10 protein-coding genes are annotated in these 13189 nt (G+C 55.5%); 6 read left to right on the top strand and 4 right to left on the bottom strand.

The genetic code is table 11. The features are described 5' to 3' along the window. The first annotated feature begins 14 nt into the window (after positions 1-14). From ACRZ9U_RS11265 to ACRZ9U_RS11250, 4 genes are all read left to right on the top strand, one after another. Positions 15-821, top strand: a complete 807-nt coding sequence (locus tag ACRZ9U_RS11265) for a SapC family protein (protein ID WP_170407845.1) — start codon at positions 15-17, stop codon at positions 819-821. Positions 822-1188: 367 nt separating this feature from the next. Then, positions 1189-1371, top strand: a complete 183-nt coding sequence (locus tag ACRZ9U_RS11260; RefSeq protein WP_170509688.1) for a hypothetical protein — start codon at positions 1189-1191, stop codon at positions 1369-1371. Beyond that, on the top strand, positions 1368-3500 hold the full coding sequence (locus ACRZ9U_RS11255; RefSeq protein ID WP_170407842.1) for a type I secretion system permease/ATPase: 2133 nt from the start codon (positions 1368-1370) through the stop codon (positions 3498-3500). Before ACRZ9U_RS11260 ends, ACRZ9U_RS11255 begins: the two co-directional genes overlap by 4 nt. After that, positions 3484-4794, top strand: a complete 1311-nt coding sequence (locus ACRZ9U_RS11250; RefSeq protein ID WP_170407840.1) for an HlyD family type I secretion periplasmic adaptor subunit — start codon at positions 3484-3486, stop codon at positions 4792-4794. Before ACRZ9U_RS11255 ends, ACRZ9U_RS11250 begins: the two co-directional genes overlap by 17 nt. A gap of 74 nt (positions 4795-4868) precedes the next feature. Here ACRZ9U_RS11250 and ACRZ9U_RS11245 read toward each other — a convergent pair whose 3' ends face one another. Genes ACRZ9U_RS11245 through aspT form a run of 4 tightly spaced genes read right to left on the bottom strand, consistent with a single transcriptional unit; the run spans position 4869 to position 10848 of the window. Further along, a complete protein-coding gene (locus ACRZ9U_RS11245) occupies positions 4869-5570 on the bottom strand; it encodes a response regulator transcription factor (RefSeq protein WP_170394537.1) in 702 nt (233 codons plus the stop codon). Then, positions 5571-7472, bottom strand: a complete 1902-nt coding sequence (locus ACRZ9U_RS11240) for a PAS-domain containing protein (protein WP_480887540.1) — start codon at positions 7470-7472, stop codon at positions 5571-5573. Positions 7473-7527: 55 nt separating this feature from the next. Continuing rightward, on the bottom strand, positions 7528-9144 hold the full coding sequence (locus tag ACRZ9U_RS11235) for a bifunctional aspartate transaminase/aspartate 4-decarboxylase (protein ID WP_170407836.1): 1617 nt from the start codon (positions 9142-9144) through the stop codon (positions 7528-7530). An 18-nt stretch (positions 9145-9162) separates the two neighbouring features. Next, positions 9163-10848 carry an aspartate-alanine antiporter gene (gene aspT / locus ACRZ9U_RS11230; protein WP_170407834.1) on the bottom strand — a complete coding sequence of 562 codons (1686 nt, stop codon included), beginning with the start codon at positions 10846-10848 and terminating at the stop codon, positions 9163-9165. A gap of 396 nt (positions 10849-11244) precedes the next feature. Between aspT and ACRZ9U_RS11225 the strand changes: the two genes are divergently transcribed. Both ACRZ9U_RS11225 and ACRZ9U_RS11220 read left to right on the top strand, forming a co-directional pair. After that, positions 11245-12369 carry an ABC transporter permease gene (locus tag ACRZ9U_RS11225; RefSeq protein WP_170407832.1) on the top strand — a complete coding sequence of 375 codons (1125 nt, stop codon included), beginning with the start codon at positions 11245-11247 and terminating at the stop codon, positions 12367-12369. A 1-nt stretch (position 12370) separates the two neighbouring features. After that, the gene (locus ACRZ9U_RS11220) at positions 12371-13186 is read left to right on the top strand and encodes an ABC transporter ATP-binding protein (RefSeq protein ID WP_170407830.1); all 816 of its coding nucleotides are present in this window, start codon (positions 12371-12373) and stop codon (positions 13184-13186) included. Positions 13187-13189: the final 3 nt, after the last annotated feature.

Genomic DNA, 13189 nt, shown 5'->3' with positions numbered 1-13189 from the left:
AACAAGAGGATCACATGGCAGAGAACGGCCTTTTCCCAGTCAGCCTTGTACGGCACAGGAATCGATTCTGGCGCCGGTTCACATCATACCAATTTGTTGCAGAGATGGACGCCTGTCCCATCGTCATCTCAGAAGTTCCGCAAATTGCCACATCTTTTCCGATTGTGTTCCTGTCAAACCAAACAGGTTTTTCTCCCGTCGCACTATTCTCAGTCATCCCGGAAATGGCACCGCCCTTCGTCGACCAAAACGGTCGCTGGCTTGCGCCTTATGTGCCCTCAGCGTTGCGTTGCTTTCCATTCCAGGCAGAAGCTTTAAAAAAGGGCGACTCTCGGTCACGTCTGTTTGTCGACGAGGATTCAGGGTTGGTAACACATGACCCTAAGGACCAACCATTTTTTACAGTGGACGGACTTTTGACGCAGGATCTCTGCCGTGTGCGCCGCTTTCTGCAAAATCGCCTGGCCTCGGCAAACAAAACGGACCAAGTCTGCTCTTTGATCGCTGAAATGGGTCTGCTTGTACCACTGGACGAACAGAATGGCATCACTTTGACCGAGGGTTACTGGGGCGTTGATCCAATTCTGCTGGAACGATTGCCCGAGTCTAACAAATTGGCCCTGCTTTCCAGCGGCGCGCTACGGCTGATTCACGCTCATCAAGTATCCCTGTCGCATTGCACGTGGCTGTCCAGTGCGCAGAGCCAATCAGGCACGAGGAGTTCAGAACAAAACGACACCTTTGGCGGATTCATGACTGCACTTGCTGAAGAGGTTCGGCACGGGCAATGCAAGGAGGGCGCGATCCATGCAATGGGTTAAGTTCGGGCTTGGAATCCTTGGCATAACAGCGGAGTTGCTGTCAGTTTCAGCCTGCACCTCAACGCCCAACCTAGCCGATGTCGAGACATCTTTAACGCGAGGAACGACCGGAGCAAGCGCAACAGCACGATCTAAAAAACTGTCAAAGAACGCTTTTGACCAACAAGTGCGAAAGGCTGTTCAGAGCAGTTCGATTGTGGCACGAAGTGGGTCCAAAACAAGGACAATCCAAGCTTACCAGAATGCCGCTGGCGGTGCATTTTTGGCTCAGGCTTTATTGGGGTTGATAGCACGGCCCGTTCAGACGAACTCCATTAGTAGTGAAGTGCCGTCTTACTTGCGGGTATCAAACGGTCATGAATCTAGAATGGGTGTATTGACCGCGAAATCCCGAGTGTCGGGTACGAAACGCAACTACATGCAGCTACAGGAACGGCTGATTCTGGCAGAGCAGAACTTCGCTTTGGCCAATCACGCCTCATCGAGCCTAACCGAGACCATTCTGGGTTCTCCGGGGTTCACGATGGACACGCTGGATAAGTCGCTATGAATGTTGATCGTGCAACTCTGACCGAATTGGAAGCTTGCTTGTTGAATGTCGCAGCGACACTTGAGCGGCCATTGACAGTTGCAGCACTGAACGCCTGCCAATCTGGTGATACAGGTGAGTTGACCGTGCGCGATGCGATGTACGCGGCACAACGAGCAGGCCTGCAGGTCGGGTTTGGTGCGCGAAAGCTGTCGGCATTTGATGCACCGCTGGCACCCGCGATCTTGTTGTTGGAAGGCGATCGCGCCGTTGTGTACCACGGGCGCACGCGCAATGGCGATCTATTGCTTTACGACCCCACTTTGGATGACGGTATCGGAGAGGTTCCCGAAAGCGGCGTGGACGAAGTCTACACGGGCTATGCATTGTTGTTTCGACCCTTGCACCGCGACGAGGTTAACGCAGATCAAGCGGATCAGCGGGGTCATTGGTTCTGGTCGTCCCTTTCCGCAAACCGCTGGTCTTATGTTCAGGTGGCGCTGGCTGCGGCGATGGCAAACGTTCTGGGGCTTACGACCTCAGTCTTTATCATGATCGTCTACGACCGGGTCTTGCCCAACGAGGCGACCGAGTCGCTGATTGCTTTGACGCTTGGCGTGGGGTTGGCGCTTCTTTTTGACTTCGCGCTGAAGCTCCTTCGCGCGGGGTTCATAGATCGCGCCGGCCAGAATGCTGACATGTCCATGGGACGGCGAGTATTTGACCAGGTGCTGAATATTCGCATGTCGTCCCGAACGGGCTCAACGGGTGCAATGGCCAGTACCATCCGCGAATTCGAAACTTTGCGTGAATTCTTTACTTCTGCCACACTCGTCGCTGTCGTAGACTTGCCATTCATCGCGGTATTCATATTCGCGATCTATATGGTGGGCGGCCCGCTGGCGTTTGTTCCGGCACTCGCTGTACCAGTCGTTCTTCTCAGCGGACTGGCTGTTCAACCGATCCTGTCGCGTCTTGCTGAACAAAGTTTTGCAGACGGACAATCCAAGCAATCTGTTCTGGTTGAGGCTGTATCAGGCTTGGAAACCATCAAGACAACCGCCGCCAGTCGGCAGATGCGAATGCGGTGGGAAGGTGCAATTGCACGCCAGTCAAACTACGGATCACGCAGCAGGGCCGTTACTCAATTTGCCCTGAACCTAACTGGATTTACTCAGCAGGCCGCGCAAGTACTTATCGTCTTTTATGGTGTATTTCTGATCACGGATGGCCTGACGAGCATGGGGGCACTTGTTGCGTCGGTGATGCTGACCGGCCGTGCCCTGGCACCGCTGGGACAATTGGCGCAAACCCTGACACGTGTCAATCAGGCACGCAGTGCCTACCGCAATCTGGACACGTTAATGCAGGCAAGCAATGAGCGGCCTGAAGGCAAATCTTGGATCAGCAGATCCGAGTTTTCCGGGCGGATAACGTTTAACAATGTTCATTTCGCATATCCCGATCAATCGGAAGACGCGATGAAAGGTGTTTCATTTACAATCGAACCCGGTGAAAAAGTCGCTGTCCTGGGCCAGATCGGGTCGGGCAAGAGTACGATTGCGCGACTGCTGTTGGGCCTCTACCAACCGCGCGTGGGCTCGGTGATGTTGGACGGGCTGGACATTCGCCAGATTGATCCCGGCGACTTGCGGCGAAATATTGGTTCAGTCTTGCAAGACATCTGGCTGTTTTCCGGTACCGTCCGGGAAAACATTGCCAGCGGGTCGGTGCGCCCGCGTGATGATGAACTGATCCGTGCAGGGCGCATTGCAGGTGTCGAAGATTTTATCGCGCGGCACCCACGGGGCTATGATCAGCCTGTAGCCGAACGAGGAGAAGGATTGTCAGGTGGTCAAAGGCAGGCGATTGCATTGGCCCGGGCGCTTATCGGGCATCCTCCTGTCCTGCTGCTGGATGAGCCTACGAGTGCGATGGACGTCAAATCCGAATCCGAAATTATACGCCGTCTTAAAAAGACCACGCCAGATACCACGATGATCATTGTGACGCACCGAACCAGCCTGCTGGAACTGGTTGATCGGGTCATAGTGATTGAGGATGGCAAAATTGCGATGGATGGACCCAAAAACATCCTGACGCAGGCAGTTCGCAAACCCGGGAGGCATCTGAATGTCGCGGCATCCTGATCTGGAAAGCCTCGCCCGTGAAATGCGTGGAGGGTCACCGCTGCGGGGATCATTGCTGCTGCTCCTGATACTCAGTTGTTTGATAAGCGCCGTCGCCTGGGCTCATTTAACTGAACTCGACGATGTCGTGAGGGCAGATGGGCGTATCGTGCCATCCGGCGATATTCAGGTGATCGAAGCGACCGAACCCGGTGTTTTGCGGTCCGTTCACGTGCGCGAGGGTCTGGTGGTTGAGGCTGGTACATTGCTGATGGAGCTGAATACTACTCAGATCGAACGAGAGTTGAGCCAAGAGCAACAGCGTGCCTTTGGTTTGATGGCCCGCGCACAACGACTACGTGCCGAAATCGATGGGGCTGAGCTTGAGTTCGACGACGATCTTCTGACTGGCGCGCCAGATGTCGTGCGGTCGGAGACTGCGCTGTACCACGGTCGGCAAGCAGAACTTGAAGCTGAGATTGCAATTCTCTCTCGACAGCGCGAACAGCGGCAACGCGAGTACGAAGAGGGATTGGTTGACCAGGTCACGTCAACCGAGACCCTGAATGTGTTGGCCGATGAGCGCGCTATGATGGTGCCGTTGGTCGAACAGAAGATGGAACCGGCAACAACCCTTTTGGCCCTGCGCCGTAGCGAGGCGGAATGGAAAGGCCGCAAGGTCAGAGCAGAGGCGATGATCAACCGGTTGAAGGCCGGGCTGGATGAAGTGGATGACAAGGTCCGCGCGACGCGCAGTCGGTTTCGTAGTGCCGCACTAACTGATCTGGCTTTGGTTTCGGCAGAGCTTGCTGCCTTGCAACCTGCCCTGCCCTCTTTGCGTGACCGTGCGTCTCGCGCGCTGATCCGGGCCCCCGTACGGGGTGTCGTAAACCGGGTTCACCGGACGACGATCGGCGGGATGGCCCGAAGCGGTGAGGAACTGATTGAGATTGTTCCGTTGGACGACAGATTGTTGGTGGAAGCCTATGTCCGGCCCAAGGACATCGCCTTCCTGCACCCAGAGCAAAAGGTCAAAATCAAGATCACGGCCTACGATTTTTCGCGGTACGGCAGTCTGGATGGTGAGATCGTTCGAATCGGTGCCGACACCATCACTCGCTCGGAACGAAGTGAAGAAGAGGTTTTCGTCGTCGAAATTCAGACTTCAGACACGATGTTGGATGCGGGTGGTACAGCGGTTGAAATCATCCCAGGAATGATCGCTCAAGTCGATATTCTGTCAGGCCAAAAGTCAGTTCTTGATTATCTGATCCAACCTGTTCTGAAGATAAAAGACGAGGCGCTGCGCGATTGAAGAGAACGACAGATGGGCAGCAGATAGCAAAGCGCCAGCCGATAGACATCTTAGGCGTCGGGGGGGACCGACGACTAAGACCAGGTCACGTCACCAAGAAAGATATATCCCGCACCATATATCGTTTTAATAAGGCGCGGGTTTTTGGGATCTTCGCCCAGCTTCGTTCGCAAGCGGGAAATCCGAACATCCATAGCGCGGTCAAAGCTGTCACCTGCCCCGCCACCCAACATGTCCTGCATGCGCGCGCGGCTGATCAGGCGTTTGGGACTTTCAAGAAACAATCGCAGAACCTCACCTTCGGCGTGGCTGAAAGGTGTCTCGACGCCATCGGCATTGATCAAGACATATCGATCAAACTGTGCGGTCCAACCATTGAATTCGGCTATGTCTGAATTCGGCGTTGCTGGTCCAGTAGAGCGTAGCCGGGCGCGGACCCGAGCAATTACTTCGGCTGGATCAAATGGTTTGGTGATGTAATCATCTGCGCCAAGCTCCAATCCCGTTACCCGGTCCTGTACCTGAGCGCGGCCTGAAATGATGATGACGGCAGCACCTTGCTCAAGCGCCAGTTTGTGCACAAGTGCAAGACCGTCGGTATCCGGCAATGATAAATCCACCAAACACAGATCCGGAGTGACCCTTTTCAGCGAAGCTTCAAATTCACGGGCACGTGAAAAGCTCTGAGTTTGAAACCCGGCATCTTCCAGCGCTTCCGTTAGGATACGGCGGATTTCAGGTTCGTCATCGAGAATGGTCACCAAAGGTTGTGTCATTCAGGCGGCCTCGGTTCGGATCAACGCCGACAATTGCGACGATGTGAATGGTTTGCTTAGGACAGGTGCACGGGTCAATGCCTGATGATGCAGCGGGTCATTTAGCGGCAGCGACGTCATCAGTATACAGGGCAACGCACCATTCAGGCGGTCGACAATGTCGATCCCAGTGCCTTCGCCCTCCAGCTTAATATCTGATAGAACCAGCGCGATATCACCGATTTCCGACGTCAAGGTCAAAGCTTCATCGACCGAGCTTGCCTCGATCACCGAACACCCCAAATCGACCAGCATGTCCCGGAACTGACTGCGCAGTTCATCGCTGTCTTCAACCAACAATACGAGACCCGCTTGCGCGGACGGGGCAGGACGGTAGGGCAAACGTATCACGACCGAAGCACCAGAAGGCGTGTTGCGCAAATTAAGGTCACCGCCCGCCAGCTTTACCGTGTCGTAGACCATTGGAAGTCCCAACCCCGAGCCATCGCTGCCTTTGGTGGAAAAGAATGGGTTTAACGCCTTCTTTAATGCTTCCCCGGTAAACCCCGGGCCAGTGTCCGACACCGTGATCTCAACCCATATTGTCCCGATTGCATGCGCAGTGATCGTGATCTGGCCCGATGTGCCGCAAGCATCCCGCGCATTCAGAACCAGGTTCAGCAGTGCATCCTGAACCATGCCGGGATCGAGCATCAGCGCCTTGTCGGGTAGAGTATTGACCACCGACAACCCCATGCCCCGCGGCAAGGACGGGGTGGCGAGGATCCGCAAATCCTCAAGTAAACCGCGCATATCCGTCGCCTGAGGTTGAGGCGTGCGATTGCCGGTCATGTCTGCGATGCGATTCAGCAATTGCCCCCCGCGTCGGGCAGTTTGTTGCGTAGCCGTGACTAGCTGATCGGCTTCCTCGGGCAGATTCATCCTCTCTAATCGCGCCTGCATGCCCAGAATGATGGTCAGCAAATTAGAAAAGTCATGGGCAAGCCCGCTTGTCATCTGCGCCGCCATGGCTCTGCGCCGCGTTTGCTGAAGGGCGACACGGGCTTGAGTTTCTTCGGTGATATCCACCGACATGACATAAACACCACCCGCTTTATCCGGGGTGAATGATACCCGAATGCGGCGTGAATCCTGATCTTCGGTAAACTCGAAAACCGAAGGTTGGCCTCCATAGGCCTGTTCCAGATGTGGCTTTACCCGGTCATAGGCAGATGACCCCAAAGCCTTTGATATATGAAGGCCCAGAATGTCAGACGGACGGCCGGGCATGACCGAACTGAGGCGGCGGTTTGAGTAATCGTATCGTCCATCGGCATCCAGATGCGCGATATGAGCCGGCATCATCTCGGTCGTCATCCGCGTGCGGGCCTCGATCTCGGTCAGCTGACGCTTGGCTTCTTCCAGCGCGGTGATGGTTGCCGCCAGTTTGCGGTTGGTTGCGGAAAGCTCTTCGGCATGGCTCAGAAGTTGGCCAGACAGTTCTTCTGAACGGGCACGCAGCAAATCTTCTACCCGCTTCGTGCGAGTTATGTCGGTATAGACGGCCACCCAACCCCCATTGGGCAAAGGTGCACCTTCGACCGAGATCACCTGACCATTGGGCCGGGTCCGCTCCATATAATGCGGCTCGAACGCGAGGGCCTGCGAAACGCGTAGCTCGACCATCTCGTCAACATCGCCGACCGAACCGTATTCCCCGCGGCTAGCAAGAAAATATATGGTGTCGCGAAACAGAGCCCCAGGCTCGACAAGTTCGTTTGGCAAGTCGAACATTTCCTGAAACCGCAGGTTGCTGACAACGAGACGCAATTGGCTGTCATAAATTGACAGCGCCTGACCGATCAGGTTCAGGCCAGCCGTGGTCATCGCCTTGATGCGCTGTTCGGAAATGTCCAAATTCATCCTCCCCTGCGCCCATGGGTATCACCAGTTCAGGCGCAGGTGTAGGGAGATTTACCTATCCGTGCAGCGGCAAATTGTTCGCGGCACGGTAGGCTTGAACATAGCCGCGTGCCACTGATCGAACGGCTGTCCCGATCTGCGAATACGCCTCGTCCGGCAGGTTCGCAAAGGACACGCGAGCCGACCAGCCCGGAGCATCAAATCCGCTGCCGTTCAGCAGAACGATCCCATAGTCTTCCGCCAATTTGAACGCAATATCCAATGGGTGAACATTCTGCTTGATCCAAGCCACGACATCTTCACCGACATATTTTCGCAACCAATATTCGAAATCGATGATGCCGTAATAGGCGTCGTAATGCTCACCTGCCTGCACCTCGACGCCCATCGCTTCGGTCAGCAGTTTGAAACGGCGATGAACCAGCTCCATGCAGGCGGTCTGATAGATTTTCTTGCTGTCGACCAATTCACTGAGTGAAAACAGCGTCATCATCACCTGCTGCGGCAGCGACAGGCCTGCTGTGTGGTTCAGGGCCACATCGCGGCTATCGGCCACAAGCCGGTCGATAAAGCGAATGTCACGTGGTGTCAGGCTAAGCGTGCCATAGCGCTTGTCCAGGGCCTGTTTGATCTCATCCGGATGATCCGCCAGCTTGAGATCGAAGATGCTGTCTTGCGCCACGGCAATCACGCCGAGACGCCAGCCGGTGCAGCCAAAATACTTCGAGTAGGAATACACACCGATTGTGTTGCGCGGCAGATGGCCCATGACCGAGGTAAAATCGTGCACAAAGGTGCCGTAAACATCATCCGTTAGCACGATCAGATCAGGCCGGTGATTCTCCACCAAATCCGCCAGTTTGCGCAGTGATGCGGTACTGAGCGCGACCGAAGACGGATTGCCGGGATTGACTAGGAAGAACGCTTTTACCTTGGGATCTTTCAACTTTTCCACAGCTTGGTCGGTCAGTTGAAAACCATCCTCTTCATCGGTTTCCACATGCACGGATTCAAGGCTGTAATCCTCCAACTCCGGCATTTCCAAGTAAGGCGTGAAGATCGGAGTGCACAGAGCTATCGTGTCACCCGGGTTCAGCAATCGGTTGGCTTTGAGCGTCTTGAAGATGTAGCACATCGCCGCCGTGCCGCCTTCGACTGCGAACAGATCGAACTGAGCGTCAGGCCGGTGACCTCGGCACATGGACCACATCAGGTATTCATGGGCAATGGTGGCATTGTGTTTCAGGATGCGGTCAGGCACCGGATAGTTATCACCGATGATCGAATCCGTCAGTTCATGCACAAACTCGTCCGCATCGAAATCAAATGCGGATATGGCATGCGCCACGAGCTCAAGCAGCGTATCGACGCCCGGCGTTTCGGAATGATCAGACGCCCAGCTTTGCAGCCGTCCATGGCAACCTTTTTGCGCCGGCATTCCGCCTAAACCAGCGGGGTGATCCATCACACGTTTGGATTCAGTTATGGCAAATTGACCAAGGGCAAAGAACGCCTCACGCGGACGGGTGGCAACCCAGTTAGGATTGCCGCGCCCCGCGTTCAGGAAAGCACTATTGGCCTTACGCGCCTCGGCCGAGGCCAGTTTGATCAGCTCATCCTTGATCTGAAACGGGCTGAGTGCTTCGTAATCGTGCAGCGCTACTCTATCCATAACGTGAACCTCTCCAAATCAGCTTAGGATCAAAACAACGACCATCCCGAAGATGGTCAATAGTGTATTTCCGATCGCATACGGCATTCCGTAGCCAAGCGCCGGGATGCGACTTTGCGCGGCTTCCTGGATCATACCCAACGCGGCAGTGGTGGTGCGTGCGCCTGCGCAAGCACCAAACAGAATAGCCGGGTGGAACTTGAATACGTAATGCCCGACGTAAACTGCAAAGATCATTGGTAGCGAAGTCGCGACGATTCCCCATAGCAGCAGCGCAATACCGGCCTGTTGCAGTCCCGCGACAAATCCCGGCCCTGCGGTGATCCCTATCACCGCGATAAAGACGTTCAGGCCCAGCGTGTTCATCAACCACAGTGCCGGCCCCGGGATGCGCCCAAAGGTCGGGTGCACCGTACGCAGCCAACCCAGCACCAGCCCAGCCAGCAGCGCGCCTCCGGTAGTGGAAAGGCTGATCGGGAAACCACCCATCATGACTGACAATGTTCCAATGATGCCGCCGATGAAAATCCCCCAGCCTACAAAGGCCAGATCCGTGGTGTCTACCGGGCGGTCGGCATAGCCAATCTGGGCAACTGCGGCCTCGACATGCCGCTTGCTGCCCTGAATTGTGACGATGTCACCACGATGCACGACTGTCCCGGGTAGCAGCGGCAAATCCTGCATGTTTCGCATCAGTTTCGAGACATAAATGCCCCGCGCGATCGACAGTTTGCTTAGCTCTTCAAGCGTCTTGTTATGAACCTCTTTGCTGGTGATCAGCACATCCAGTTTTTCCGACGGTATGCTCAGCAGATCAGGCGCGTCAGCTTCTGTAAGATTGGTCTCAAGCAAACTCACGAGATCAGCGCGGCGGCCTGAGAACATCACAACATCTCCGGCCTGCAATACGGTGTTATCATCTACCTCTATGATCTTCCCGTCGCGTCTCAGGCGTTCGGCATAGATGCGGATACCGGGCATCAGATCTTTGACTGGTTGCCCTAGCAAATCGCTACCTTCTGGGATCTCAAAGGCCCGCGCCTCGATCGCGCGATATGCCGAGACGATGCCATCACCGGTTTCAACCGACGTCGTGCCACCCAGCTTAGCCTCATATTCCTTGCAGGCCGCGACCAGATCGACGCCAATCAGACGCGGGCCGATCTTGGCCAGAATGATGGCCGACCCGATTGTGCCGTAAATATAGGTCACCGCATAGGCAATCGGAATCTGGTTCGCATAGGTTTTGGCCTGTTCCGCCGACAGGCCCAGCTGGCCGATTTGGTCGGTGGCAACACCGATCGCCGCTGAAATCGTCTGCGATCCGGCATAAAGCCCCGCGGCATAGCCAAGTTCCAGACCCGCGACCTTGGCTGCGATGATCGGGATTACAAGGCAAAGTGCGAGCACGCTGAGCGCAAAGAACACCTCGCGCGCGCCGTCTGCTTTCAGGCCGCGGATGAACTGAGGTCCGACACCGTAGCCCACAGCAAAGATGAACAAGATGAAGAAAGTCGATTTGACCGCCGAGTCGATTTCAATCTGGGCCTGCCCGATCACCACTGCCGCCAACAACGTTGCCGTGACCGTGCCCAGACTGAACCCCATCAGTTTCCAGGGACCAACGAGAAAGCCGATACCGATGGACAGGAACACCGCCAATTCAGGGTAGTTTTGAAGAATATGCACCAGCCAATCGACCATCAATCACCTCTCAATCCGCGCCTGACAGGCATTTGAGGCAAAAGCCGGAGACAAGGTGAAGAAGCGCCCAATTGGCCCACTTGCTGCCCGACCAAGCCGCCTGTTCGAACACACAACCGCAACAGGAAAACTTCGGCCTCACGATACCTTACAAAGGACATTTGTCTATAATTATCTGAATATTAATAGTTCTGCTTGTCCGCCCTCATTCAGAACACCCTGACTGAGCCTGCGCCACAATGCAAACACGCGAAACGCATGGCTCGCCCGCTCTGCCTGCTCCAGAGCCGGAACCATGGGCTTCACTGTCGCTCTACCGCAATGCGCGGGCGCAAAATCCTGAGGGGTTCGAACAAATCCATTGCAGCGACCCGGTGTTTGCCATCACATACCGCTATGACACGGCCGACGATTATTTCCGAGACCAGCGCAACCGGCGTTTGTATCCGCCTTGCCGGAGATCTGCGCACTCAATCGTTGGATCGTGTCGAAGCGGGTTTTGCCGCCCAAAAGCCCAACGGCCAAGATGTCATTGTGGACATGTCGCAAGTTGAATCGCTGGATACCGGAGGGGCCTGGCTAGTCGCCAATCTGGTGCAGCGGATGGGAAGTGAGGGCGCTCAGGTCCAACTCGAAGGGTTGGCCCCTGCACATTCGTCATTGATCGAAACAGTATCGCACAACATACCCGAGGTTACAGGAGAAGAACTGCCGCCGCATGGCTTTGTGAATTGGGTTGCCCGGATTGGGCAAAAAACTTTTGGCGCCTGGAAGGACACATTATCAATCATCGGCTTTCTTGGCCTTACTCTGCATCGATTGGTCCGGACTCTGTTCATGCCATGGCGACTGCGTCGTGCTGCGTTGGTGTCACAGATGGAGCAAGTCGGCTTCAAGGCGCTGCCGATTGTGTCCTTGATGGGTTTCCTGATCGGCGTCGTTCTGGCCTTTCAGGGCGCGACGCAGTTGAAACAGTTCGGGGCTGAGATCTTTGTTGTCGAATTGATCTCCATCTCGATCCTGCGTGAGCTTGGTATCCTGCTGACAGCAATCATCGTCGCTGGTCGCTCCGGTTCGGCTTTTACGGCTTCGATTGGCTCGATGAAGGTGCAGGAAGAGATTGATGCGATGCGCACCCTGGGGTTGGATCCGATTGAAGTTCTGGTCATTCCCCGTGTTCTGGCGCTGTTGATCATGTTGCCCATTCTTGGCTTTGTTGCCGATATGGCTGGCCTGATCGGCGGAGCGTTGATGAGTTGGATCGACCTCGGTGTCAGCCCCGGCATGTTCCTGACCCGGTTGAAGGAAAATACCGGCGTCGCACAACTTGCCGTCGGGATGATCAAGGCACCGTTCTTTGCACTGGTGATCGGTGTCATTGCCTGCTGGCAGGCTATGCAGGTCAAAGGTTCATCCGAAAGCGTTGGTCAGCGGACGACAGCCTCGGTCGTGCAATCGATCTTTATGGTCATCGCCATCGACGCCCTGTTTTCGATCTTCTTCTCAGAGTTGGGGATCTGACATGGATGGAGCCGCGCTTCAGGACAAGCCCCGATCCGACACGAAACGCGAGGCCGTTATTCGTGTGCGCAATTTAACCAACCAGTTCGGCGAGCAAGTGGTCCACGATAACCTCAACCTCGATGTCTGGCGCGGTGAAGTGCTGGGTGTTGTCGGTGGATCGGGCACTGGGAAGTCCGTGCTTTTGCGTACGATCGTCGGGCTGAACAAGCCCAAGTCGGGAAGTATTGAGGTTCTTGGCGTCGATGTTCTTAATGGCCCCGAAGAAGAACGTCAGCGGATCGAAAGAAGCTGGGGCGTGGCATTTCAGGACGGTGCGCTGTTTTCCTCACTGACTGTATTGCAGAACGTGATGGCGCCTCTGCGCGAGCACACGGGTATCAGTGAAAAATTGATGGCCGCACTAGGTGGGCTGAAGATCAGTCTCGTTGGCTTGCCTCAACTAAGTTGCAGCAAGTTCCCCTCGGAACTGTCCGGTGGAATGCGCAAACGCGCTGCGTTGGCCCGCGCCCTGTCGCTGGACCCGGAAATCGTTTTTCTGGACGAACCAACTGCCGGGTTGGACCCGATCGGGGCCGCCGCATATGATGACCTGATCGGGGAACTTCAGCACACGTTGGGGCTGACCGTGTTCATGGTAACGCATGATCTGGACAGCCTTTATGCCATATGTGATCGCGTCGCGGTACTTGCGGAAAAACGCGTGCTGGTTGAAGGTCCGATAGAAGAGATGACCAAGGTCGACCATCCTTGGGTTCAGGAATATTTCACAGGCCCCCGCGCCCGTGCGGCACAACAGAAGGGGCAGGACAGGTAGAGG

The sequence above is a fragment of the Ruegeria sp. D7 genome (genome assembly GCF_056534355.1).
The sequence above is the reverse complement of the archived record's forward strand: the minus strand, read 5'-3'. Positions and strand labels throughout refer to the sequence as shown.

What these genes read in the sequence shown, in the direction of transcription:
- ACRZ9U_RS11245 (WP_170394537.1), bottom strand. Translation starts at nt 5,570, where the DNA reads ATGACACAACCTTTGGTGACCATTCTCGATGACGAACCTGAAATCCGC.
- ACRZ9U_RS11255 (WP_170407842.1), top strand. Translation starts at nt 1,368, where the DNA reads ATGAATGTTGATCGTGCAACTCTGACCGAATTGGAAGCTTGCTTGTTG.
- ACRZ9U_RS11220 (WP_170407830.1), top strand. Translation starts at nt 12,371, where the DNA reads ATGGATGGAGCCGCGCTTCAGGACAAGCCCCGATCCGACACGAAACGC.
- ACRZ9U_RS11260 (WP_170509688.1), top strand. Translation starts at nt 1,189, where the DNA reads ATGGGTGTATTGACCGCGAAATCCCGAGTGTCGGGTACGAAACGCAAC.
- ACRZ9U_RS11235 (WP_170407836.1), bottom strand. Translation starts at nt 9,144, where the DNA reads ATGGATAGAGTAGCGCTGCACGATTACGAAGCACTCAGCCCGTTTCAG.
- ACRZ9U_RS11265 (WP_170407845.1), top strand. Translation starts at nt 15, where the DNA reads ATGGCAGAGAACGGCCTTTTCCCAGTCAGCCTTGTACGGCACAGGAAT.
- aspT (WP_170407834.1), bottom strand. Translation starts at nt 10,848, where the DNA reads ATGGTCGATTGGCTGGTGCATATTCTTCAAAACTACCCTGAATTGGCG.
- ACRZ9U_RS11240 (WP_480887540.1), bottom strand. Translation starts at nt 7,472, where the DNA reads ATGAATTTGGACATTTCCGAACAGCGCATCAAGGCGATGACCACGGCT.
- ACRZ9U_RS11250 (WP_170407840.1), top strand. Translation starts at nt 3,484, where the DNA reads ATGTCGCGGCATCCTGATCTGGAAAGCCTCGCCCGTGAAATGCGTGGA.
- ACRZ9U_RS11225 (WP_170407832.1), top strand. Translation starts at nt 11,245, where the DNA reads ATGACACGGCCGACGATTATTTCCGAGACCAGCGCAACCGGCGTTTGT.